General features: G+C 72.8%; 18 protein-coding genes and 2 tRNA genes. 4 read left to right on the top strand and 16 right to left on the bottom strand.

The window, feature by feature from the left end:
- Positions 1-318: 318 nt before the first annotated feature.
- The 4 genes from ABD335_RS12545 to ABD335_RS12530 all read right to left on the bottom strand — a co-directional run bounded on the left by ABD335_RS12545 (position 319) and on the right by ABD335_RS12530 (position 5,565).
- Positions 319-1,194, bottom strand: coding sequence for a DegV family protein (locus tag ABD335_RS12545; protein WP_344322354.1), 876 nt, complete (start codon positions 1,192-1,194; stop codon positions 319-321).
- A gap of 57 nt (positions 1,195-1,251) precedes the next feature.
- Entirely contained in the window at positions 1,252-1,959 is a 708-nt protein-coding gene (locus ABD335_RS12540; RefSeq protein ID WP_344322353.1) for a hypothetical protein, read from the bottom strand.
- A gap of 265 nt (positions 1,960-2,224) precedes the next feature.
- Positions 2,225-5,113: a leucine--tRNA ligase gene (gene leuS / locus ABD335_RS12535; RefSeq protein WP_344322351.1), complete on the bottom strand. Its 2,889-nt coding sequence runs from the start codon at positions 5,111-5,113 to the stop codon at positions 2,225-2,227.
- A 379-nt stretch (positions 5,114-5,492) separates the two neighbouring features.
- A tRNA-Ala gene (locus ABD335_RS12530) sits at positions 5,493-5,565 on the bottom strand.
- Between the two features lie 182 nt (positions 5,566-5,747).
- On the opposite strand from ABD335_RS12530, the gene ABD335_RS12525 reads away from it, so the two are divergent.
- Complete coding sequence (locus ABD335_RS12525) at positions 5,748-7,148, top strand: glycosyltransferase 87 family protein (RefSeq protein ID WP_344322350.1); 1,401 nt, start codon at positions 5,748-5,750, stop codon at positions 7,146-7,148.
- Here the strand turns inward: ABD335_RS12525 and ABD335_RS12520 are convergent.
- The 7 genes from ABD335_RS12520 to ABD335_RS12490 form a co-directional block, all read right to left on the bottom strand.
- Positions 7,127-7,360: a hypothetical protein gene (locus tag ABD335_RS12520; RefSeq protein ID WP_344322349.1), complete on the bottom strand. Its 234-nt coding sequence runs from the start codon at positions 7,358-7,360 to the stop codon at positions 7,127-7,129. The genes ABD335_RS12525 and ABD335_RS12520 overlap by 22 nt on opposite strands.
- Positions 7,361-7,767: 407 nt before the next feature.
- Positions 7,768-7,840 (bottom strand) — tRNA-Ala (locus tag ABD335_RS12515).
- 139 nt (positions 7,841-7,979) lie between these two features.
- On the bottom strand, positions 7,980-8,633 hold the full coding sequence (locus ABD335_RS12510; RefSeq protein ID WP_344322999.1) for a histidine phosphatase family protein: 654 nt from the start codon (positions 8,631-8,633) through the stop codon (positions 7,980-7,982).
- Positions 8,630-9,049 carry a ribosome silencing factor gene (gene rsfS, locus ABD335_RS12505; protein ID WP_344322997.1) on the bottom strand — a complete coding sequence of 140 codons (420 nt, stop codon included), beginning with the start codon at positions 9,047-9,049 and terminating at the stop codon, positions 8,630-8,632. Before rsfS ends, ABD335_RS12510 begins: the two co-directional genes overlap by 4 nt.
- Positions 9,050-9,127: 78 nt before the next feature.
- Complete coding sequence (locus ABD335_RS12500) at positions 9,128-11,008, bottom strand: LytR C-terminal domain-containing protein (RefSeq protein WP_344322348.1); 1,881 nt, start codon at positions 11,006-11,008, stop codon at positions 9,128-9,130.
- A 13-nt stretch (positions 11,009-11,021) separates the two neighbouring features.
- Positions 11,022-11,651 (bottom strand): nicotinate-nucleotide adenylyltransferase, encoded by a 630-nt coding sequence (nadD, locus tag ABD335_RS12495; RefSeq protein WP_344322347.1) that lies wholly within the window; start codon positions 11,649-11,651, stop codon positions 11,022-11,024.
- 53 nt (positions 11,652-11,704) lie between these two features.
- Positions 11,705-11,866: a hypothetical protein gene (locus ABD335_RS12490; RefSeq protein WP_344322346.1), complete on the bottom strand. Its 162-nt coding sequence runs from the start codon at positions 11,864-11,866 to the stop codon at positions 11,705-11,707.
- 143 nt (positions 11,867-12,009) lie between these two features.
- Between ABD335_RS12490 and ABD335_RS12485 the strand changes: the two genes are divergently transcribed.
- Entirely contained in the window at positions 12,010-13,092 is a 1,083-nt protein-coding gene (locus ABD335_RS12485) for a M48 family metallopeptidase (RefSeq protein ID WP_344322345.1), read from the top strand.
- Here the strand turns inward: ABD335_RS12485 and ABD335_RS12480 are convergent.
- From ABD335_RS12480 to proB, 5 genes are all read right to left on the bottom strand, one after another.
- Positions 13,070-14,125 carry an SCO2583 family membrane protein gene (locus ABD335_RS12480; RefSeq protein WP_344322344.1) on the bottom strand — a complete coding sequence of 352 codons (1,056 nt, stop codon included), beginning with the start codon at positions 14,123-14,125 and terminating at the stop codon, positions 13,070-13,072. The two genes, ABD335_RS12485 and ABD335_RS12480, sit on opposite strands and share 23 nt — an antisense overlap.
- A gap of 109 nt (positions 14,126-14,234) precedes the next feature.
- Positions 14,235-14,942, bottom strand: a complete 708-nt coding sequence (locus ABD335_RS12475; protein WP_344322343.1) for an SCO2584 family spore wall biosynthesis protein — start codon at positions 14,940-14,942, stop codon at positions 14,235-14,237.
- A gap of 77 nt (positions 14,943-15,019) precedes the next feature.
- The gene (locus ABD335_RS12470; RefSeq protein WP_344322342.1) at positions 15,020-16,297 is read right to left on the bottom strand and encodes a glutamate-5-semialdehyde dehydrogenase; all 1,278 of its coding nucleotides are present in this window, start codon (positions 16,295-16,297) and stop codon (positions 15,020-15,022) included.
- 152 nt (positions 16,298-16,449) lie between these two features.
- Positions 16,450-16,956 carry a hypothetical protein gene (locus ABD335_RS12465; RefSeq protein ID WP_344322341.1) on the bottom strand — a complete coding sequence of 169 codons (507 nt, stop codon included), beginning with the start codon at positions 16,954-16,956 and terminating at the stop codon, positions 16,450-16,452.
- A 198-nt stretch (positions 16,957-17,154) separates the two neighbouring features.
- Positions 17,155-18,333 carry a glutamate 5-kinase gene (gene proB / locus ABD335_RS12460; RefSeq protein ID WP_425583619.1) on the bottom strand — a complete coding sequence of 393 codons (1,179 nt, stop codon included), beginning with the start codon at positions 18,331-18,333 and terminating at the stop codon, positions 17,155-17,157.
- Positions 18,334-18,536: 203 nt separating this feature from the next.
- On the opposite strand from proB, the gene ABD335_RS12455 reads away from it, so the two are divergent.
- Positions 18,537-20,672 carry a hypothetical protein gene (locus ABD335_RS12455; protein ID WP_425583618.1) on the top strand — a complete coding sequence of 712 codons (2,136 nt, stop codon included), beginning with the start codon at positions 18,537-18,539 and terminating at the stop codon, positions 20,670-20,672.
- 288 nt (positions 20,673-20,960) lie between these two features.
- Positions 20,961-23,192 carry a bifunctional glycosyltransferase/CDP-glycerol:glycerophosphate glycerophosphotransferase gene (locus tag ABD335_RS12450; RefSeq protein WP_344322338.1) on the top strand — a complete coding sequence of 744 codons (2,232 nt, stop codon included), beginning with the start codon at positions 20,961-20,963 and terminating at the stop codon, positions 23,190-23,192.
- Positions 23,193-23,264: the final 72 nt, after the last annotated feature.

Here is a 23,264-nt window from a genome sequence, read left to right as displayed (position 1 = left end):
TCGGGCGGAGCGACGGAGGCGGCTCCGGTGGCCGGCCCGCGCGGCTCCGGCCCGGCCACGAGCAGCGCGCTCGCACGCTCGCGCAGCGGTGCCGCGTCGGCGACCCGCCGCCGCGCCCGGCGGCCCGGACCGGCCGCCGGTGGGCGGCTCGACAGGGGACGTGACCGCGCCCGGGGCCGAAGAGGCGACCGGGAGCGCGTCCGGGACGGCTGTCGGGACGGTGACGGGGAGTGAGCGCCGGGGTGTGATCGGGTGTCCATGCCGATCGACGGTAGGTCGGACGGCCCATCCCCGACGATCATGGGCTTCTTCCGTGGACTACCCGTCGGTTGTGGACAACTCCGTCACCTGTCCGAGCGACACCACCACACCCAGCAGCCCCGGCCCGGTGTGCGCGCCGATGACCGCGCCCACCTCGCTGACGTGCAGCTCCCCCAGCCCCGGCACACGGGTGCGCAGCCGCTCGGCGAGCTGGTCGGCGCGGTCCGGCGCGGCCAGGTGGTGCACGGCGATGTCCACGGGGGCGGTGCCCGCCCGTTCCACCACGATCTCCTCCAGGCGGGCGATGGCCCGGGAGGCGGTGCGGACCTTCTCCACCATGCCGATGCGGCCGTCCTCCAGCTCCAGCAGCGGCTTGACCGCCAGTGCCGAGCCCAGCAGCGCCTGGGCCGCGCCGATGCGCCCCCCGCGCCGCAGGTAGTCCAGGGTGTCCACGTAGAAGTACGCGGACGTTCCCTCCGCGCGCTCGCGGGCCGCCGCGACCGTCTCCTCCAGCGTGCCGCCCGCCTCGGCGACCTCCGCCGCGGCCAGGGCGCAGAAGCCCAACGCCATCGCCACCATGCCGGTGTCCACCACCCGTACCGGGACGGGCGCCTCCCGGGCGGCGAGCACGGCCGCGTCGTAGGTGCCGGAGAACTCCGCCGACAGGTGGAGGGAGACGATGCCCTCCACCCCCGTCTTCGCGATGGTGCGGTAGACGTCGGCGAACACCTGCGGAGCGGGGCGGGAGGTGGTCACGGACCGCCGTTTCCGCAGCGCCTCGGCGAGCGAACGGGCGGAGATCTCGGTGCCCTCCTCCAGCGCCCGGTCGCCCAGCACCACGGTCAGCGGCACCGAGGTGATGCGGTGCCGCTCCAGTGCCGCCCGTGGCAGGTAGGCCGTGGAATCAGTGACGATCGCGACATGGCGGGACATGGGGCGGAGATTACCCCGCCCTTCCCGGCGCGGGCGATGCCGGCCCGTCGGCGTGGCTCACGACGCGCTCTGCGGACGGCCCTTGCGGAAGTCGGTGGTACCGAAGTCGGTGGTGCCGAAGTTCGAGCCGGGCTCCACCGCCCGCTGCCCCGCCGTCCCCGTCCGGCCCTCGACGCCGGGGGCACCGGGCGCTCCGGAGGCGCCGGGCAGCTCCGCGTCGGGGGTGACCCAGTGCCGCAGCGCGCCCGCCTCCAGTTCGATCTGCTCGCTCAGCGCGGCCAACTCGTCCTCGCTGTGGCGCCGGGCGCGGTCCTGCGCGGCGAACCGCAGCGAGTCCGCGGACGCCTTGATGCGCTCGGCCCGCTCCCGCGCCTCGGGCAGCCGGGCGGCGACCCGTGCCCGGTCCGGTTCGCGCTCCATCAGCAGCCGCAGTTCCCCGTCGAGTTGACGGGCGTGTTCCTGGAGCCGCTCGAACAGGCCGAGGGCCTCGCTCAGCGAGGCGTCGTGCGAGGACCCGGCCTCCAGCGCCCGGCGCGTGCCGTCGAGGGACGCGCGCAGTTCCAGCCGTACCCGGGCCAGCTCGCCCACGGGGCCGGGCTGGGCGCCGCGGGCCCGCAGCGTGGTGTCCTCCACCGTCCGACGCACCTGATCACCGGCCCGCTCCACCCCGCGCTTGACCGCCCGTGCGGTCTTCACCGCGGCGATCGCTCCGAGGACCGTGAAGAGCACGAAGAGCAGGGCCAGCAGGCCGATGACGAACTCCACAGTCGCTCCCTCGTTCGCCGGTGCCGTCGTGTTCCCAGGGTAAACGCGCGAGGGCCGCTCCGGGGTTCCACGCCGACCCGGACTCCCCCCGCGTCCCACCCGTAAGGGACGCCGGTCCGCCGCGGGAGGGCGCCGCCGCCACCGGTGGCCGACGCCCGCGCCCCTACCGGAACGCGCACCGGAACGCACGCGGGAACGCGCACCGGAGCACGTGCGGGGGTGGAGGCCGCGTCCGCCTCCACCCCCGCACGGCCCGGTTCCGGGATCAGGCCGGGACGATGTTCACCAGCTTCGGCGCCCGGACGATGACCTTGCGGACGTCCGCGCCGCCCAGCGCGTTCACGATCGCCGGCTCGGCCAGCGCCCGGGCCTCCAGGTCGGCCTCCGAGATGTCCGGCGCGACCTCCAGACGGGCCTTGACCTTGCCCCTGACCTGCACGACGCAGGTGACGGTCTCGTCCACCACGTACCGCGGGTCGGCGACGGGGAAGTCCTCGTAGACGACGCTGGTGTCGTGGCCCAGCCGGTGCCACAGCTCCTCGGCGACGTGCGGGGCCAGCGGCGCGATCAACAGCACCAGCCGCTCGGCGGCCCAGCGCGGCACCTCGCGCAGTTTGGTGATGTGGTTGTTCAGCTCGGTGATCTTGGCGATGGCGGTGTTGAAGCGCAGGCCCTCCATGTCCTTGCGCACCCCGTCGATCGCCTTGTGGACCGCCCGCAGGGTCTCCTCGTCCGGCTCGGCGTCGACGACCGCGACCTCGCCCGTGGCCTCGTCCACGACGTTGCGCCACAGCCGCTGCAGCAGCCGGTACTGGCCGACGACCGCGCGGGTGTCCCACGGCCGCGAGACGTCCAGCGGGCCCATCGCCATCTCGTACAGCCGCAGCGTGTCCGCGCCGTACTCGGCGCAGATCTCGTCCGGGGTGACGGCGTTCTTCAGGGACTTGCCCATCTTGCCCAGCGCCCGGCCGACCTTCTCGCCCTTGTACCAGTACGCCCCGTCGCGCTCCTCGACCTCGGCGGCGGGGACGGCGATGCCGCGGGAGTCGCGGTAGACGTACGCCTGGATCATCCCCTGGTTGAACAGCTTGTGGAACGGCTCGGACGAGGAGATGTGGCCCAGGTCGTACAGCACCTTGGACCAGAAGCGGGCGTACAGCAGGTGCAGCACGGCGTGTTCGGCGCCGCCGACGTACAGGTCGACGCCGCCGGTCGGCCGCCCCTCGCGCGGACCCATCCAGTACCGCTCGATCTCGGGGTCGACCAGCTTCTCGTCGTTGTGCGGGTCCAGGTAGCGCAGCTCGTACCAGCACGAACCGGCCCAGTTGGGCATGGTGTTGGTCTCGCGGCGGAACCTGCGCGGGCCGCGTCCGTCGCCCAGGTCCAGGGTGACGTTGACCCACTCCTCGTTCCGGGACAGCGGGGTCTCGGGCTCGGTGTCGGCGTCGTCGGGGTCGAAGGTGCGCGGGGAGTAGTCCTCGACCTCGGGCAGCTCCAGCGGCAGCATCGACTCGGGCAGCGCGTGGGCGACGCCGTCCTCGTCGTAGACGATCGGGAAGGGCTCGCCCCAGTAGCGCTGCCGGCTGAACAGCCAGTCGCGCAGCCGGTAGTTGACGGTGCCCTCGCCGATGCCGCGCTCGGCCAGCCACTCGGTCATCCGGGCCTTGGCCTCGGTGACGGACAGGCCGTCCAGCGAGACGCCCTCGCCGGTCGAGTCGATGATCCGCGCGTCGTACGAGGCGAAGGCGTCGTCCCAGGTGGACGGGTCGGTGCCGCGGCCGTCCGTCGGCTCGACCACGCACCGCATCGGCAGGTCGAAGGCGCGGGCGAAGGCGAAGTCACGGGTGTCGTGCGCGGGAACGGCCATGATCGCGCCGGTGCCGTAGCCCATCAGCACGTAGTCGGCGATGAACACGGGGACCCGCTCGCCACTGGCGGGGTTGACGGCGTACGCGCCGGTGAAGACGCCGGTCTTCTCCTTGGCCTCGGCCTGCCGCTCCACGTCGGACTTGGACGCCGCCTGCTTGCGGTACTCCGAGACGGCCTCGGCCGGGGTGGGGTAGCCGCCCGTCCACGCCTCGCGGGTGCCCTCGGGCCAGGCGGCGGGGACGATCCGGTCCACCAGGTCGTGCTCGGGCGCCAGCACCATGTACGTGGCGCCGAACAGGGTGTCCTGCCGGGTGGTGAAGACGGTGATCCGCTCGCCGGAGTCCTCGCCGCCGTCGGCGGCGACGGGGAACTCGATGCGGGCGCCCTCGCTGCGGCCGATCCAGTTGCGCTGCTGCAGCTTGATGGCCTCGGGCCAGTCCAGCGTGTCCAGGTCCTCCAGCAGCCGCTCGGCGTACGCGGTGATGCGCATGTTCCACTGGCGCAGCTTGGCCTTGAAGACCGGGTAGTTGCCGCGCTCGGAGCGGCCCTCGGCGGTGACCTCCTCGTTGGCCAGGACGGTGCCCAGGCCGGGGCACCAGTTGACCGGCGCGTCCGAGGCGTACGCCAGGCGGTACCCGCCCAGCACGTCGGCCCGCTCGACCTCGCTCAGCTCGCTCCAGGGCCGTCCGTCGGGCGTGGGGCGCGTGCCGTTCTCGAACTGCTCGACCAGCTCCTGGATCGGCCGTGCCCTGCGCGCCTCCTCGTCGTACCAGGAGTTGAAGATCTGCAGGAAGATCCACTGGGTCCAGCGGTAGTAGCCCGGGTCGATCGTGGCGAAGGAGCGGCGCTGGTCGTGCCCCAGCCCCAGCCGCCGCAGCTGGGCCCTCATGTTCTCGATGTTGGCCTCGGTCGACACCCGCGGGTGGGTGCCGGTCTGCACGGCGTACTGCTCGGCGGGCAGGCCGAAGGCGTCGAAGCCCAGGGTGTGCAGGACGTTGTGGCCGGTCATGCGCAGGTAGCGCGCGGTGACGTCCGTGGCGATGTAGCCCAGCGGGTGTCCGACGTGCAGGCCCGCGCCCGAGGGGTACGGGAACATGTCCATGATGAACCGCTTGGGTCGAGCGATCGTCTCGGGGTCCCCGGCCAGCTCCCCCTTGGGGTTGGGGGCCTCGTACGTGCCGTGCTCGTCCCAGAAGTCCTGCCAGCGCGCCTCGATCTCGGCGGCCAGCGCGGCCGTGTAGCGATGGGGGGCCGCGGTCTCCGCGGCGGCGGTGGTCTCGCTCATCGTCCTCTAAGCTCCATCGGTCGTCTGCCTGCGGAAGCGTCGCGGGAACACGATGGCCCGCAAAACAAAAGACCCCTCGCACAGGAGGGGACGCCGCGCTGATTCCGACTCCACCGGAACCAAACCGGAGTGTCGGCGGTGGTTCAGCGCGGCCCGCTAAGCAGAAGGCGTACGGCACGCATGGCGTCAGGGTACCGCAAGGCCCCCTCGGCACCGCCATCCGCCCACGGCTCGGACGCGCCCGGCCGGCCCCTCGCGGAGCCCCGAAGAGGGGGGAACACGAGACACCGCGAGACGGCGTGGGAAGACGCGGGACCACGCGAGAAGGGCGGGAACGCGAGAAGCGGGCCACTCTCGCGAGTGGCCCGCTTCCTCACCGTGGAGCTAAGGAGAATTGAACTCCTGACCTCTTGCATGCCATGCAAGCGCTCTACCAACTGAGCTATAGCCCCGAGTCGTCCGTTCGCGGTTTCCCGCGGCGGCGACGCCTACTGTACACGGCCCCCACCGCTCTTCGCCAAATCCCATAACGGGTGGGTCACGGGGGTGGGGGTACTGTCGGTCTCCGCGCCCGTTTCGCACACTGTTCCGCCCACCCGTTCCCCAGGAACCCCACCGGAGACCGGAGCCGCCCGTGAGCACGCTGCAGCCGATAGCCGACCGCCGGGACCTCGCGGCGAGGGGGTATCCGCTGAGGCGGCCCACTCGGATCGCCGCCGTGCTCTGCCTGCTGTCCTTCACCGCCTTCCTGGCGGCGCAGCGCGCGGCCGACGTCTCCATGATCGACCTGATGGTCTACCGGGCCGAGGGCTGGACGGCGCGCACCGGCGGCGACCTGTACGCGATGCGGGCCACGCACGCCGAACTGCCGATGACCTACCCGCCGTTCGCCGCGCTGCTGTTCATCCCGCTCACCCTGGTCGACGTGCCGGAGATGCGGGCCCTGGCCACCGGGGTCAACCTGGCCCTGCTGGTCGTCCTGATCCACCTGTCGCTGCGGCTCGTCGACCGTCCGCTGCGCGTGCCGCGCCCGGCCGCCGCCCTGGCGCTGGCGGCGGTCGCCGTCTGGTGCGAGCCGGTGTGGACGACGCTGCGGTACGGGCAGATCAACCTGCTGCTCGCCGCCCTGGTCCTGTGGGACCTGTCCCGGCGTCCCGACCACCGCTGGGCGGGTGTCGGCATCGGGATCGCGGCCGGGATCAAGCTGACCCCCGCGCTGTTCGCGGTGTTCCTGGCGCTGTGCGGCCTGGTCCGGGCGTGGCAGCGGCTGCGGAGGACCGGCCGGCTCGACCGCGGCGTCTGGAACCACTGGCTGCGCCGGGCCGCCGTGGCCTGCGGGGCCTTCGCCGGAACGGTCCTGTTGGCCGCCGTGGTGCTGCCGCGCGACTCCCGGCACTTCTGGACCGAGGCGGTCTTCGCGCCGGAGCGGGTGGGCCGGGTGGAGGACACCGCCAACCAGTCGCTGCGCGGCGTCCTGGCCCGGCTGCTGCACACCACCGACCCCGATGCCGGCTGGCTGCCGCTCGCCGCCGTGGTGGCCGCCGCGGGGCTGGCCGTGGCGGTGGCCGCCGCGCTGGCCGGTCCGCGCCGGCTGCCCTCCGCGCACGCCTGGGCCGTCGTCGCCTGCGCCTCCACCGCGCTGTTGGTCAGCCCCGTCTCCTGGTCGCACCACTGGGTGTGGTGCGTGCCGACCGCGCTGCTGCTCGGTGCGGAGGCGCTGCGCCGCGGCGGCGCCCTGTGGTGGACGGGTGCGGCGTCGGCGGCGCTGCTGTTCTGCTCGTACGCGCTGTGGTGGGTGCCGCACGACCCGGCGGAGCGGTTCGAACTGCGGCAGAGCGGCGTGGAGATGGTGCTGTCGGCCGTCTACCCGCTGGCGGGGACGACCGTCCTGGTCCTCACGGCGGTGCTGGCGGTACGGGCGCTGCGCCGACCCGTGCCGTACCCGTCCGCCCCGGCGGGAAGCGGGGGTGCCGCCGTGCCCGGGCGGAGGAGGCCGCTCGGACCGGCCCGGGCTCAGGCGGCCACGAAGGAGTAGAAGCGCTTGAGGGTGCAGTGCTCCTCGAGGAGCCGGCCGTAGATCGGCTCGCCCTCCAACTCGCGGTAGATCTCGATCGGATCACCCTTGATGATCAGCGCCCGCGCGCACTCGACGCACCAGTACTGGTAGGCCGTGTTGATCGGCTCCATGTCGCGGACGATCGGGGTGCCGCTGCCGCACCAGTCGCACTTCCTGCTGTGGGCACCCATGTCCGTCAGTCAACTCCAGCCGTGGCCGTGGGCGTGCACCTACGGGAAGCTCCTCCGCTGTCCGCGCTCCCCCTGAACATTCCGGCGACGTCTCCCGATCCACGGACCGAAAACCGTGGAGTCGCGGACCCCCTCGGCATCGCAGCGTCCTTTCCTCGGCACTCTCCCCCACCAGCCCTCCGATGGGGGCTGCCGCCTCGTCCAGCGCTCCGATTCTGCCACGCTCCGTGCGGTCTCCGGCAGAAGTGCGACGAGAGCGCGCACTTCTCGCCACCGCTGTCCGACCAGCGGTGAACGGCGCGGAAAGGGCGGGAGAAGTGGACGGGACGGAAGCGGGTGGGCGGCGAGGGGCCGGAAAGCGAAGATCCCGCCCCCCTCGAAGGGGAGCGGGATCTCGCGGTGTCCTGTGGAGCTAAGGAGAATCGAACTCCTGACCTCTTGCATGCCATGCAAGCGCTCTACCAACTGAGCTATAGCCCCGAGCCCGCGGCTCCGCCGTTCTCACCGCGGCGCCGTGAACGGGAAGTAGCTTAACCGGTGACCTGCCCGAACGCGAAATCGGCCTCCGAGGCCCCGGCCGGCGCCCCGTCGTACGCCCCGGCCGGGCCCCTCCGGACGGTCAGACGTCGTCGCCGAGGACCGGCTCGGGGAGCGTCCCGGCGTTGTGCTCCAGCAGCCGCCAGCCGCGGGCGCCCTCGCCCAGGACGGACCAGCAGCAGTTGGACAGCCCGCCCAGGGCCTCCCAGGAGCGCGGCTCCAGGCCGAGGAGGCGGCCGATGGTGGTGCGGATGGTGCCGCCGTGGCTGACGACGACCAGGACCCCGCCGTCGGGCAGCTTCTCGGCGCTGCGCTCGACGACCGGGGCCGCGCGGTCGGCCACCTCCGTCTCCAGCTCGCCGCCGCCGCGCCGCACGGGCTCGCCGCGCTTCCACGCGGCGTACTCCTCGCCGTGGCGCTCCATGATCTCTTCGTGGGTCAGCCCCTGCCAGACGCCCGCGTACGTCTCGCGCAGGCCCTCGTCGTAGGTGACCTCCAGGCCCGTGACCGCCGCCAGCTCGGCGGCCGTGTCGACGGCCCGCTTCAGGTCGGAGGCGATGATCGCGTCCGGCCCCAGCGCCGCGAGCTGCCGGGCCGCGCGCCGCGCCTGGGCGACGCCCGCCTCGGTCAGCTCGATGTCCGTCGTGCCCTGGAAACGGCGTTCGAGGTTCCAGGCGGTCTGGCCGTGCCGCCACAGCACGATCCGGCGACCGCGACCCGCCACACGTCCGTTCAGCTCGACTCACCGCCCTCGCGCGCCGCGGCCTCGCCCTTGCCCCGGGTGGCCTCGGCGGCCTCCGGCAGATCGATCCGCGGGCAGTCCTTCCACAGCCGCTCCAGCGCGTAGAAGACCCGCTCCTCGCTGTGCTGCACGTGCACCACGATGTCGACGAAGTCCAGCAGGACCCAGCGGCCCTCGCGCTCGCCCTCGCGGCGCGCGGGCTTGACGCCCTTCTCCTTCAGGAGGCGCTCCTCGATCTCGTCGACGATCGACCTGACCTGGCGGTCGTTGGGCGCGGAGGCCAGCAGGAAGGCGTCGGTGATGGAGAGCACATCGCTGACGTCGTACGCGACGATGTCGTGGGCGAGCTTGTCGGCAGCCGCCTGGGCGGCTGCGTTGATCAGCTCGATGGAGCGGTCCGTGGCGGTCACAGGCATGCTTTCCGTCGGTGGTCAACAACCCTTCAAGGGTCTCACGATCCGCCGCGGACCGACTCCCTGGCCTTCCGGTCAGCCCTCCGACCCCGCGGGCTCGTAGTCCTGGCCGAGCACCACCGTGACGTCGGCGTTCGCCGCGCCCTTGCCCTCGACGACCACCTTCTCGGACAGGCCGAGCGTCCTGGCGACCTCCACGGCCTTCTCCTTGTCCTCGGCGTCCGCGTACGTCACACGGGTGGTGGCCTGCGGCGCGCCGGCCGAACCGGCGCCGACGACGGTGTAGCCGCCGTTCACCAGCGTCACCCGGGCGGTCGTCGCGGCGTTCTCGTCGCCGGTGGCGTCCTTCAGGCTCACGCGCGGGGTGGCGTCCGGGTCGGTGTTCCGCACCGTGCCGCCGAGCACGTTCTTCACCAGGCCCTCGCTGGTCGCGTCGCTCAGCGTGCCGTCCGCCTCCACCGGCAGCAGCTCGGTGGCGTAGTCGCCGTCCTTGGCGTACCCGGCCAGCGGGGCGAGGCTGGCGCCGAGCTGCGCCTCCGTCAGGGAGGGGTCGGGGATCTGGGCCAGCGACCTGACCGTCTCGGTGGCGGTCCGCGGGTCGCTGGACATCTTGGCGAGCGTGGCCTGCACCACCTGTCCGAAGCGGGCGAGCTGCTTCGTCTGCGGCTCGCCGGCGGCCCGGTACGTGGCGTAGGCGACGGCGGCCCGCCCGTCCAGGTCGCGGTCGGCGCCCTGCTCGACCGCCGGCCCGTCGCCCTTCTTGGCGCCGGGCACGGTGGTGTCGGCGTCGACGGTGATGCCGCCGACCAGCTCGACCCAGTTCTCCAGGTACGGGGTGTCCAGCCGCCAGGTGCCCCTGATCTCGGTGCCCAGCAGCAGGCCCAGCGCGTCGCGCGTGGCGGCGGCGCCCTCGGCCTGGAATGCCTTGCCGAGCGTGGTGGCCGCGCCCGTCCCGCCGGAGGAGACGGCGAGGGAGTTGGGCAGCAGGACGGTGGTGCCCTTGCCGGCCGTCTCGTTGTTGACCAGCAGCGCCGTGGAGGTCTCGCCGCCGTCGACCTCGCGCAGGTGGACGACTATCACCGTGCGTTTCTGGCCGGCCCCCGCCGCCTGCTCGGTGCCCTCGGAGCCGGACAGTCCGGGCAGCATGCCCGCGAACCACAGCCAGCCGACGCCGCCCACCAGGACCACGGCCGCCGCGACGATCAGGGCGATCGTGCGGTTGCGGCCCCGGCGCTTGGCCTCCTCGCGCCGCTCGGTGCGGCTCTCGGAGAACTTCAGCCAGTCGATGACGTCTTCGGACTCCTCGCTCTTCTCCTCGATGAAGGAGAACTCCTCGGTCCGGTATTCGCCGTCGGCATCGCCCGAGCCGCCCGGGTCCGTGCCGTCCGGCGCCCCGGCGGAAGCGGGCGCGGTGTCGGGCTCCCGCCCCTCCCGGGAGTCCTGGTCCCGCGCGCCGTCGCCCTCCTCGTACCAGGGGCCCTGGGGCTGCTGCGGAATCCAGACGTCCCCGGCGGGCTGCGGCGTGCCGGTCGCCGAGGCGTCCCAGGAGGAGGCGTACGGGTCCCGGGAGTCGTGGCCGCCGTGGTCCGGGCCCGGATCCTGGCCGGGCGCGTAGGCGTCGGGGGCATAGGCGTCGGGGGCGTAGGCGTCCGGCGCGTGGGTGTCGGGGGTGTAGCCGCCGGAGTAGGGGGCGTACGCGCCGGGCGTGTAGGCGTCCGGCGCGTAGGTCCCCTGGGCGTAGCCGTCGGAAGGGTACGACCCGTACGGGTCGTACCCGGCATGCGGGCCCGCCTCCGGACCCGCGTACGAGGCGTCGTGGCCCTGTTGCGACGGTGCGCCGGGGACACCACCCGCGTGCGGGGGATGGACCGGGCGACCGTACTCGTCGTAACCGTAGGGGTGACCGCTCGCCTGTGGCGCGTCTCCCCACCCGTACGGGTCCTGCCGGTCGTTCACGACTGCCGCCCCTCTAGCCCCTCTGCGCCGGACCGTCCCGGTACAGCCGGCGTTTGTTGATGTAGCGCACCACCCCGTCCGGCACCAGATACCAGACGGGGTTGCCCTGTGCCACGCGCGCACGGCAGTCCGTCGAGGAGATCGCCAGCGCCGGGACCTCGATCAGGGACACCCCGCCGTCCGGCAGGCCCGGGTCCGTGAGGGTGTGTCCGGGGCGGGTGACTCCGATGAAGTGGGCGAGCGAGAACAGCTCGTCGACGTCGCGCCAGGTGAAGATCTGGGCGAGCGCGTCCGCGCCGGTGATGAAGAACAGGTCGGCGTCGGGGTGCAGTTCCCGCAGGTCCCGCAGCGTGTCGATGGTGTACGTCCGGCCGCCGCGGTCGATGTCGATGCGGCTGACCGAGAACTGCGGGTTGGAGGCGGTGGCGATGACCGTCATCAGGTAACGGTCCTCGGCCGGCGAGACCTGCTGGTGGCTCTTCTGCCACGGCTGCCCGGTCGGTACGAAGATCACTTCGTCGAGGTCGAACCGGGCCGCCACCTCGCTCGCCGCGACCAGGTGCCCGTGGTGGATCGGGTCGAACGTTCCGCCCATCACCCCCAGTCGCCGCTTGCCGGCGCCGGACACTATGCCTTCTCCCATGCGTGCCGACCTTAGCCGTCCGATGTCGGATCCGCCGCCGCGGGCGCCGGATCTCAGCGGTCCCGGTTGAAGCGGGTCGTGATCCACAGCAGCAGGAGCAGTGCCAGCAGGGCACCGCCGCCGGTGACGTACGGGTTCGCGCCGTGCTCGCCGCCTTCCTGAGCACCGGAGGAGGCGAGGAGGGTGAGGGTGTGCACGGTGTCGGGCAGGGTCATCGTCGGCAGACCTATCCGGGTAGGGACGGAAAACTTGAGGCACATCGTAAGCCGGTGGGGACCTGTGGCTCGCGGCACCCACCGCCTAGGGTGGTGGGCGACACGGGGGACGGGCCCAGACGAGACCCGCAGGGGGCAAGACGATGACCGAGGCCAACGGCAGCACCGAACACCTTCCCGGCCGCAACAGACGGCGTTTTCCGGGGATCTCCTCGCGGGCGTACGAGCACCCCGCGGACCGTTCGGCGCTGGTGGCGCTGCGCAAGCTGAGCGGATTCGACACGGTTTTCAAGGCACTGAGCGGGCTGCTGCCCGAGCGCAGCATGCGCCTGCTGTTCCTGTCCGACTCGGTGCGGGTGAACGACGAGCAGTTCGCCCACCTGTACGCCATGCTGCGGGACGCCTGCTACATCCTGGACCTGGAGAAGGTCCCGCCGATGTACGTCACGCAGGACCCGAAGCCCAACGCCATGTGCGTCGGCCTGGACGAGCCGATCATCGTGGTGACGACCGGGCTGATCGAGCTGCTGGACGAGGAGGAGATGCGGGCGGTGATCGGCCACGAGGTCGGTCACGCCCTCTCCGGGCACTCGGTCTACCGCACCGTCCTGCTGTTCCTGACGGGCCTGGCCGTCAAGGTGGCGTGGATTCCGCTGGGCAACGTGGCGATCATGGCGATCGTGACGGCGCTGCGCGAGTGGTTCCGCAAGTCGGAGCTGTCGGCGGACCGGGCCGGCCTGCTGGTCGGCCAGGACCTCCAGGCGTCGATGCGCGGCCTGATGAAGATCGCGGGCGGCAACCACCTCCACGAGATGAACGTGGACGCGTTCCTCAAGCAGGCGGACGAGTACGAGGCGAGCGGCGACCTGCGCGACTCCGTCCTGAAGATCCTCAACGTGCTGCCGCGCAGCCACCCCTTCACCACCGTGCGCGCCGCGGAGCTGCGCAAGTGGGCGAGCGGCCGCGACTACCAGCGGATCATGGACGGGCACTACGACCGGCGCGAGGACGACAAGGAGACCTCGGTCTACGAGTCGTTCCGGCAGTCCGCGAGCCACTACTCCGAGACCGTGCGGACCAGCAAGGACCCGCTCATGGGCCTCGTCCGGGACCTCACGGACGGTGCCGGGGACCTGGGCGGCAGGCTGCGCGACCGCTTCGCCGGCCGCTCGGGCGGCCGGGCCGGCGGCGAGGCGGACGGCGCTACGGGGTCGGCCGGGAGCTAGGGGACAGCGTCCCGCACAGCGCGGTGTTCCCGCCGTGCAGGTCGTAGGGGTCGGTGGCGGCCGGACGGTCGTCACCGGCCGACTGCCCGGCCGTCAGCGGTCGCAGCGCGTCGTGGGGCCGGGCCCGGCAGGACATCGGCCCGGCCCGGACCGTGGCCCGCTCCACCGTCACCTGCTGGTCGCGCAGGTCGCTGCGGTCGAAGCTCAGCAGCAGCTCGCGCCGCACCGTGAACAGGGAGGCGGCGCCGCCGTCCCCGGCGGGGCGGACGGCGTAGACGAGGATGTGGTCGGTGCGGACCTCCAGGACGTCGGAGCGGGCCTCCCGGAACTCCATCGTGCCGCGCACCCGCACCCCGTCGCCGGTCAGGTCCGTGACGTGCGGGTCGAAGCGGACCAGCCAGCCGGTCGCCGCGTGCCGGCCGTCGGCGGCGGGCCGCTCCAGGCTGCGGTCGAACTGCGCGTGCTGGGCGGGGTCGAGCAGTATCCGCACCGGGCGCGCGGTGCCGCCGTCGAGCACCTCCGGGTTGAGGGAGCTCTCGACGACGTACTCCTTGGCGGTGGTCAGCGCGGCGAGCACCTGGGGTTCGGCGAAGTGGGGGGTGCTGCGTACCGGGGGCAGCGTCACCCCGGCGGCGCCGACGTAGAAGTCCGAGGCCGGGCTGTGCGCGAACAGCCGCTCGGGCGCTCCGCCGGGCACCGGTTCCTCCGGGGCGAGCGGGACCACCGTGCTGCTCAACGGCTCCCGGCGCGGCGGCTCCGCGGACGGGGAGGGGGCGCTCAGCCCCATGTAGATCGCGCCGCCGAAGGCGAGCACGAGCAGGAGCACCAGGACGACGCCCTGCCACGGCATCCCGCGCAGCGGCCTGTGCGGCAGGGGACGCACGGGGTGTTCGTGGTCCACCAGCCGATCCCGGGCGGAGAACTCCTGGAGACGGGCAGCCCGGACGAACGACTCGTCGAAGACGGTCGATCGGTACTCGTCGTCGCCACCGCCCGGGACGCCCTCGGGCGGCAGGTCTCCAGGCCGGGCCATACGGTCAGGGTAGGTCGGCGGAGGGCGCGCTAAACGCCCTGATGAGCCACAAGTTCGGAAAGTCCCGGCGGAGTCCTCCGGGCGGCCTACCGACGGTCGGCCAAGGGGCTCAGCGGGCCCGGACCCAGGACGTCCGCGGCGCGTCGAGGCGGGCGGAGGACGTCGTGTGGTGGCCGGAGAGCGACGGGAGCGCCCCGGAGGACTGCCCGACCGACGGGGCGTCCACGTCGGTCGTCGCGGGCGGGGGCGCGGGGGGCTGCTGACGGTGCCCGGCGGCGCCGCGGTAGACGGCGGCGAAGGCGAGCGCCACGATTCCGACGCCCATCACCACGGCGAGCACCCAGGCGACCGGACGCTGCCAGCGCACATGGCCGCGGTAGGGGCGGAAGACGGGGCCGCGCTCCTCGTCCCGGGCGTCGGTGTCCTCGTTGTAGCCGAGGTACCCGGCGTCCTCGGGGTACTCCGCGTCCTCGACGTACTCGATGTACTCGACGCGGTCCGCGTGCTCCACACGGCCGTAGCGGTACCTGCCGTACCGGTCGTCGTCCTCGTCGGAGTCGTCGTACTCGGTGCCCTCCGGGTCCTGCCGCCGTCCGTGGCCGTACAGATCGTCGTGCGCGAGCGCCGCCTCGGTCTCGGAGGGAGACTGGGCGGCGGCGAGTATGCGCTCGGCGGCGCTGGGCTCGTGGATCAGGGCGGCACGGACGAAGGACTCGTCGAAGACCACGGAGGCGAACGCGTCGTCCGCCGCCGTGCGGTCGCGGTCGTCGGGCTCCTCGCCGTTCGGGTACGGCCTGCCCCCCACATCGTCCGGCACGGCACCAGCGTAGACCGGTCGGAGCGGTTTGGGCAGGGACAACGGTGATTCGTCCGTTGCCGGCGGGCCGGTTCCGGTCAGCCGCGCACGTGGCCGTCGCCCGTGACCACGTACTTCGTCGAGGTCAGCTCCGGCAGGCCCATGGGGCCGCGGGCGTGGAGCTTCTGCGTGGAGATGCCGATCTCCGCGCCGAAGCCGAACTGGCCGCCGTCGGTGAAGCGGGTGGAGGCGTTGACCATGACCGCGGTGGAGTCCACCAGCGACACGAAGCGGCGGGCCGCGGCGGTGTCGGCGGTGACGATGGCCTCGGTGTGGCCGGAGGTCCAGCGGCGGATGTGCTCCACGGCGGCGTCCAGGGAGGGGACGACGGCGGCGGCGATGTCGTACGAGAGGTACTCGGTCTCCCAGTCCTCCTCGACGGCGGGCACCACCTTCACTCCCTCGGCCTCGCCCGCCTCGACCCACGCCTCGTCGCCGTGCACGGTCACCCCGGCCTTCTCCAGGGCGGCCAGGGCGCGGGGCAGGAAGGCGGCGGCGATGCCCTCGTGGACCAGCACGGTCTCGGCGGCGTTGCAGACGCTGGGGCGCTGCGCCTTGGAGTTGACCAGGATGTCCACGGCCATGTCGAGGTCGGCGCGCTCGTCGACGTAGACGTGGCAGTTGCCGGTGCCGGTCTCGATGACCGGGACGGTGGACTCCTCGACCACGGCCTTGATCAGGGAGGCGCCGCCGCGCGGGATCAGCACGTCGACCAGGCCGCGGGCGCGCATCAGCTCCTTGACGCTGTCGCGGCTCTCGCCGGGCACGAGCTGGACGGCGTCGGCCGGGAGGCCGGCGGAGGCCACCGCGTCGCGCACCACGGCGACCAGGGCGGTGTTGGAGGAGTACGCCGAGGAGGAGCCGCGCAGCAGCACCGCGTTGCCGGACTTCAGGCACAGGGCGGCGGCGTCCACGGTGACGTTGGGGCGGGCCTCGTAGACGATCCCGACCACGCCGAGCGGCACCCGCACCTGGCGCAACTCCAGGCCGTTGGGGAGCGTGGAGCCGCGGACCACCTCGCCGACCGGGTCGGGCAGGGCCACCACGTCGCGCACGTCGGAGGCGATGGCGGCGATCCGCTCGGGGGTGAGGGTGAGCCGGTCGACGATCGCGTCCGGCGTCCCGGCGGCACGGGCCTTCTCCACGTCGGCGGCGTTGGCCGCGACGATCTCGTCCGTGCGGGCCGTGAGCGCGTCGGCGATCGCGAGCAGCGCGCCGTCCCGCGCGGTGCGCGGCAGCGGGGCGAGCGCGGTGGCCGCCTCCTTCGCGCGGCGGGCGGTCTCGATGACGGGCGAGGTCTGCGATGCGCGGCTCATGCGCCAAGCCTAGCCGGCCCGAGGACGGCGGCCGGTGGAAAGTCCGCAGTGCGAGACGTGCGCGGGGGCGGGAGCGGGGCGCGTCCGGGCCCCGGGCGCCCGCCTCCGCGCGGGTCGGAACGGGTGTCGCGGAACAGGCGGCGGAACGGGCGTCAGAACGGGTGGATGCCCACCGGGACGGCCGGGGCCGGGCCGTAGCCCTCCGCCACCCGCTGCCGGTACGTCTCGCGGCCGATGACCTCCAGCCCGACGATCTCCCACGGGGGCAGCTTCGCCGACGCCCGGTGCTCGCCCCACAGCCGCAGCGCGACGGCCGCCGCGTCGTGCAGGTCGCGGGCCTCCTCCCAGTAGCTGATCTCGGCGTGGTCGTTCGCGTACCGGCCGGTCAGCAGGAAGGGGTGGTCGTGGGCGAGCTGTTCGAGCGCCCGCCTGACCTCCCTCAGGGGCGCTTCCTCCCCGGAGACGCTGAGGGTGACGTGCCAGAGCCGGGACGTCCCGTCACAGCGGGCGCTCCCTTCCCGGCCGGGCTCGCTCCGGGGCTCCTCCCCCGTGTCCCGCCGGGGACGCCCCTTCCCCTCGCTTCCCTCGCTCCGTCGGGGAGTCCCCGTCTCCTCGTTTCGCTGGGGAGTCCCCAAGTCGACGCTGGTCAGTCGTCTCACCGGCGGCCTCCGTGTGGTGCCGAACTCCGTGTGCCTGCGCAGGCGGGCCGCCGTCCCGGAACGGCCCTCGCACCAAAGTTGACCAGTCCCGGGGCCGCCGCGGGGCGGTTTTCGGGAAGGTGTCCGCTGAAAGACCGGTCTTTCACCGATCCCGCACGAGTGTGACGGCCCTCCGTCACACTCGTGGGGGTCCGCAGGTCACCGGTGCAGCAGCACCAGGTCGTCGCGGTGGACGACCTCCCGCTCGTAGGCGGGTCCGAGCTCGCGGGCGAGCTCCCGGGTGGAGCGGCCGATCAGCCGGGGGATCTCCCGCGCGTCGAAGTTGACCAGTCCGCGTGCGACGGCGTGCCCCGAGACGTCCCTCAGCTCGACCGGGTCGCCCGCCGAGAACTCGCCCTCCACCCCGGCCAGGCCGGCGGGCAGCAGCGAGGTGCGCCGCTCGACCACGGCCCGCACCGCGCCGTCGTCCAGGACCAGCGCGCCGCGCGGCGTGGAGGCGTGGGCCAGCCACAGCAGCCGGCCGGCGGAGCGACGGCCGGTGGGGTGGAAGTAGGTGCCGATGGGCCGCCCGGCCAGGGCGTCGGCGGCGTGGCTGGCGGAGGTGAGCACCACGGGGATGCCGGCCGCGGCGGCGATCCCGGCCGCCTCGACCTTGGTCACCATGCCGCCGGTGCCGACCCCGGCCTTCCCGGCGCTGCCGATCTCCATGCCCTCCAAGTCCTCCGGCCTCCTGACCTCCTCGATCAGCGACGTGCCCGGCGTGGCGGGGTTCCCGTCGTAGAGGCCGTCCACGTCGGAGAGCAGGACGAGCAGCTCGGCGCGGACCAGGTGGGCGACGAGCGCGGCCAGCCGGTCGTTGTCGCCGAAGCGGATCTCGTCCGTGGCGACGGTGTCGTTCTCGTTGACGATCGGCACCGCGCCCATGGCCAGGAGCTGGTCCAGGGTGCGGTAGGCGTTGCGGTAGTGCGAGCGGCGGCTGGTGTCGTACGTGGTGAGCAGCACCTGGCCGACGCGCCGGCCGTAGCGGGCGAAGGAGGCGGTGTAGCGGGCCACCAGCAGGCCCTGGCCCACGCTCGCGGCGGCCTGCTGGCGGGCGAGGTCGCGGGGACGCCGGTCCAGGCCCAGCGGTGCCAGACCCGCCGCGATGGCGCCCGAGGAGACGAGTACGATCTCCTTGCCCTCCCCCGTGTCCGGTGCGTCCGCGGGGGCGAGGTGCCTGGCGAGCACGTCCACCAGCGCGTCCACCCGGTCCGCATCCAGCCCCCCCGCGGCCGTGGTGAGCGAGGACGAGCCGACCTTCACCACGACCCTGCGGGCATCCCGTACGTCCCGTCGAAGATCCTGCTCTGCCCCTGCCACCTGCGCGTCCTCACCCATGTACGTGATCCGTCGTCCCGGTCCGCATCGCAATCTACGCGAAGCGCGCACCCGCCCGCGCACCCGTCCCGACCGTCGGACAGGGCCGGGCGCGGCGCCGTGCCCGGGAGCCCGTACGCCGTCCCGCGGGACGGCGGGCCGCGCGGTCCCGGGAGAGGAAGAGCACGCCGATCCCCCATCTGCCCACAGGTAGCGTGACCCGTATGAAGTTTCCCTCGTTCACAGCGGTGAGGTCCTTCCGCTCCTCCCCCCAGAGCAGAACCGCTGTGTCCTCATCCCCCCTCAAGGCGCTGCTGGCGGCCGCCCTGCTGGCCGTGGCCATCCTGGTCCAGCTCGTCGGCGCGCTGGTCCCGGTGCTGCCCCTGTTCGTCGTGGGCTCCGCCGCGGGCCTCCTGCTCGACCTCTACCTGGTGCGCCGCCAGCCGCGTGTGACCTCCTGGCTGGGCCGGGTCCGGTTCGACGTCACCTCCCGCCAGCTCCTCCGCGACATGCTGATCGTCGTCGGCCTGATCCGGACCCCGGGCGTCGACCCGCTGGAGGAGCCGCTCGCCCTCGCGCTGCTGTGCGGCTACTTCCTGCACTTCTGCTGCCAGGGCGTCGCGCTGCTGGTCCGGCGCACCCGGACCCTCCCGGTCGTCACCCGGAACATCGACGCGTCGGCCCTGCGGCTCTCCGCCGCCCCGCCGCGTCTGCTGGCCCGCCAGCCCAGCCGTCGTCTGCTGTACTTCTCCGTCCCCGCGACGGCCGGTCTGCTGGCCACCGCCGTGACCGGCGACGCGCTGTGGGGCCTGCTGGGGCTGGGCCTCACGCTGCTGCTCTCCCTGGTCGGCACGGTCTGGCTGGCCCGCTGGCTGCTGCCGGGGAAGCGCCCGGCGAACGAGCGGGAGACGCTGGAGTGGCTGGACCGGTGGCTGGCGGAGTACCGGCCGACCGTGGCGATGTACTTCTCCGGCGGCGCCACCTCCGCGTACCAGGCGAACATGTGGCTCTCCACGCTCTCCTCCCTGGACGGCCGGCCGCTGATCGTGCTGCGCGAGCGGTTCATGGTGCAGAAGATCGAGGCGACCGACGTGCCCATCGTGTGCATCCCGAAGGTCGCCCACCTGATGCACCTGGAGCACTCGTCGCTGAAGGCGATGCTGCACCCGGCGAACTCCGGCAAGACCTCGCAGGTGCTGCGCATCCCGTCGATCAAGCACGCCTTCATCAACCACGGCGAGAGCGACAAGCTCTCCAGCTGCAACCCCTACGCCAAGGCGTACGACGAGGTGTGGGTCGCGGGCCCGGCCGCGCGGGACCGCTACCAGCTCGCGGACATCGGCGTGGACGACCACGACGTGGTGGAGGTCGGCCGCCCGCAGCTCGCGCCGATCCGGCCGTACGCCGGGCCGCCCGCCGCCGACGGCTTCACCACGGTCCTGTACGCCCCCACCTGGGAGGGCTGGACCGACGACCCGGGCAACACCTCGATCATCCTGGCCGGCGAGAACATCGTCCGCGCCCTGCTCGCGGACCCGAAGGTCCGGCTGCTGTACAAGCCGCACCCGATGACCGGATCGGTGGACCCGCGCGCCGCCCGGGCCGACGCCCTCATCCGGCAGCTGATCGCCGAGGCCAACGCCCGGCGCTCCGGTCCGCGCCCCGGCCCGGAGGCCGCCGCCGAGCTGGCGCGCCGCACCGCCGCGCTGGACGAGCTGACCAGCTCGGCGTTCCGGGCGAGCGCGGACGAGATGGAGCGGATGCTCCTCCAGTCCACCCCCGAGGGCGACCGGGAGGCGGCGGTGGCCGCCGCGACGGCGGCCTGGGAGGAGGCGTACTGGGCGTCCTTCCCCGAGTGGGAGCACCAGGTGATCACCGGCCCGCGGCCCGCCCTCTTCTCCTGCTTCAACCGGTCCGACCTGCTGATCAGCGACGTGTCGAGCGTGGTCTCGGACTGGCTGACGAGCGAGAAGCCGTACGCGGTGACCAACACCACCGGTCTGTCGGAGGAGGAGTTCAGGACCGGCTTCCCGACCGTGCGGGCGGCCGTGATCCTCACGCCCGACGCCTCGGGTGTCCCCGCGCTGCTGGAGTCGGTCCGCGTCCCGGAGAAGGACACCCTGGTCCAGGCCCGCGCCGAGCTGAAGACGCACCTGCTGGGGCCGGCCGACCCGCCGTCGATCGTCCGCTTCAACCGGGCGGTCCTGGCGCTGTGCGCCAAGGCGGAGGCGCGTCAGGCCCGGCAGGCGCGGATGGGCACGGCCTTCCGGGAGGCGTCGGAGCTGCGCGGAACCGGCCGCGCCGAGGCGGAGGAGCGGGATCCGGAGGCCAACGGCACGGAGGACGCGGTCAACGCCTGACACCGCTTCCCGGGCACGGTCCCGACGACACACGGAGGCCCCCGCACCGGCCGTCACGGCCCGGCGCGGGGGCCTCCGCCGTTCCCGGGCTGGCCGTCACGGCCCGGCGGGCGGATACCACGCCGACCGCGTCCCGGGGAAGCCGGAGCGCGTCGCTTAAACGTTTCCAAGATCACATTCACGTAACAAGCGGCAACTGTTCACCCCGGAGGACAGTCTTGGTTTGGCGAAAGTTCACCAAGGAACCGGCGCCACCACCTGGGCGCGGTTCGCTCCGGAGGGGGAGCCTTGCCACGCTTCACACTCGTCGTGCCCGCCTACAAGGTGCAGGGCTACTTGCGGGCTTGTCTGGACTCCGTGCTGGAACAGGACTTCGCCGACTTCGAGGTCGTGGCGGTCGACGACTGCTCGCCGGACAACTCCGGCGCCATCCTCGACGAGTACGCCGCCGCGGACGAGCGGGTCCGCGTCCTGCACCTGCCGCAGAACGTGGGGCTGGGGCGCACCCGCAACGCGGGCATGGCCCAGGCCCGGGGCGAGTACGTGCTGTTCCTCGACAGCGACGACACCCTGACCCCCGGCTCCCTGTCCGCCATCGCCGAGCGGCTGGCGGAGACGGGCGACCCCGAGATCCTGATCTACGACTACGCGCGCACCTACTGGTACGGGAAGGTCCAGCGCAACCAGCTCAAGGACCTGCTGCGGCAGGAGGGGCCCGCCTCCTTCTCCCTGGAGCAGCGTCCCGAACTGCTCGACCTGCTGCAGATCGTCTGGAACAAGGCGTACCGGCGGGACTTCATCGAGAAGCACGGGTTCCAGTTCCCCCCGGGCTACTACGAGGACGCGCCCTGGACGTTCTGCACGCTCATCACGGCCGAGCGCATCGCCGTGCTGGACCGAATATGCGTCCACTACCGGCAGCGCCGCCAGGGCGGCAACATCCTGCGCACCGTCAGCCGGAAGCACTTCGAGATCTTCGACCAGTACGAGCGGATCTTCCGGTACCTGGCGGAGCACCCGGAGTTCGACACGTGGCGGCCGGAACTCTTCCGGAAGATGATCGACCACTACCTGACCATCCTGGACCGCCCCGACAGGCTGCCCCCGAACGCCCGGAGCGAGTTCTTCCGCCGGGCCTCGGCCGACTACCGCCGGCTGAAGCCCGAGGGTTTCGTCCTGCCGGGCGGCGTGCAGGGGCAGAAGTACCGCCTGCTCGCCCTCGGCGTCTACCCCGTGGTGGCCGGGATCAAGGTCGCCAACAAGGCCCGTCGCAACCTGCGCAAGCACGGCCGGCAGCAGATCCGGCGGACCAGGCAGCGGATCGTCAACGCGCACTACCGCGCACAGTTGCGGCTGCCGCTGGACGAGAACCTGGCGGTGTTCTCCGCCTACTGGAACCGCTCCTACGCCTGCAACCCCGCGGCGATCGACGCGGAACTGGCCCGGCTCGCGCCCCACATCCGCCGGGTGTGGGTGGCCCGGCCCGACACCCTGGACCGGTTCCCGAGCGGCGTGGAGGTGGTGCCGGTCGGCTCCCGCGAGTACTGGACGGCCGTGGCCCGCGCCAAGTACCTGGTGAACAACGTCAACTTCGCGGACTCCGTGGTCAAGCGGGAGGGCTCGATCCATCTCCAGACCCACCACGGCACCCCGCTGAAGTCCATGGGACTGGACCAGCGGGACCACCCCGGCTCCGCGCAGGGGATGAGCTTCGGCAAGCTGCTCGCCCGCTGCGACCGCTGGGACTACAGCCTCTCCTCCAACCGCCACTCCACGGCCGTCTGGGAGCGCGCCTACCCCTGCTCCTTCACCTCCCTGGAGACCGGCTACCCGCGCAACGACGTCCTGGTCAACGCCACGGCCGAGGACGTGGTGGCCGCCCGCCGCGAGCTGGGCATCGCCGACGGCACCACCGCCTTCCTCTACACCCCCACCCACCGCGACTACCAGTCCGGCTTCGTGCCGCGCCTGGACCTGGCGCGGTGCGCCGAGCGGCTCGGCCCGAACACCACGCTGCTGGTCCGCGGCCACTACTTCTACGACTCCTCCCGGGAGTTGGCCGCGCTCCGCGCCGACGGCCGGATCGTCGACGTCTCGGCGCACCCGGTGGTGGAGAAGCTCTACCTCGCCGCGGACGCCCTGATCACCGACTACTCCTCGGCGATGTTCGACTACGCCAACCTGGACCGTCCGATCGTGATCTTCGCCGACGACTGGGAGATCTACTCGGCGGTCCGCGGCACCTACTTCGACCTGCTCCGGGAGCCGCCGGGCGCGGTGGCCACCACCGAGGGCGAGCTGCTGGAGATCCTGACCTCGGGCGCCTGGAACGACGAGGCGTCCGCCAAGCTCCGTGCGGACTTCCGGGAGCGCTTCTGCGACTTCGACGACGGTCGCGCGGCGGAGCGGGTGGTCCGCCGGGTCTTCCTCGGCGAGGACACCGACGATTCCCTGCCGATCGTCCCCCTGGCGGAGCGCGTCCCCGTGCCGACCCCGTCCCAGGCCCTCGCCGGGCTCTGAGGCGGGCGCGGCCTCCCGGGCGCCGCAGGGACGCCCCGGCCGCGGGAACGGGTTCGCCCGCGGCGGTCGTGC

The sequence above is a fragment of the Streptomyces macrosporus genome (assembly GCF_039533145.1).
GTDB classification, from domain to species: Bacteria; Actinomycetota; Actinomycetes; order Streptomycetales; family Streptomycetaceae; genus Streptomyces; species Streptomyces macrosporus.
Note: the sequence above shows the minus strand (reverse complement) of the source record. Positions and strands in the feature narration are given on the sequence as shown.

Excerpts from the sequence above, each read along its gene's own strand:
- ABD335_RS12480 (WP_344322344.1), bottom strand. The coding sequence starts at position 14,125 with ATGGCCCGGCCTGGAGACCTGCCGCCCGAGGGCGTCCCGGGCGGTGGC.
- leuS (WP_344322351.1), bottom strand. The coding sequence starts at position 5,113 with ATGAGCGAGACCACCGCCGCCGCGGAGACCGCGGCCCCCCATCGCTAC.
- nadD (WP_344322347.1), bottom strand. The coding sequence starts at position 11,651 with ATGGGAGAAGGCATAGTGTCCGGCGCCGGCAAGCGGCGACTGGGGGTG.
- ABD335_RS12455 (WP_425583618.1), top strand. The coding sequence starts at position 18,537 with ATGAAGTTTCCCTCGTTCACAGCGGTGAGGTCCTTCCGCTCCTCCCCC.
- ABD335_RS12470 (WP_344322342.1), bottom strand. The coding sequence starts at position 16,297 with ATGAGCCGCGCATCGCAGACCTCGCCCGTCATCGAGACCGCCCGCCGC.
- ABD335_RS12485 (WP_344322345.1), top strand. The coding sequence starts at position 12,010 with ATGACCGAGGCCAACGGCAGCACCGAACACCTTCCCGGCCGCAACAGA.
- ABD335_RS12520 (WP_344322349.1), bottom strand. The coding sequence starts at position 7,360 with ATGGGTGCCCACAGCAGGAAGTGCGACTGGTGCGGCAGCGGCACCCCG.
- ABD335_RS12545 (WP_344322354.1), bottom strand. The coding sequence starts at position 1,194 with ATGTCCCGCCATGTCGCGATCGTCACTGATTCCACGGCCTACCTGCCA.
- proB (WP_425583619.1), bottom strand. The coding sequence starts at position 18,333 with ATGGGTGAGGACGCGCAGGTGGCAGGGGCAGAGCAGGATCTTCGACGG.
- ABD335_RS12490 (WP_344322346.1), bottom strand. The coding sequence starts at position 11,866 with ATGACCCTGCCCGACACCGTGCACACCCTCACCCTCCTCGCCTCCTCC.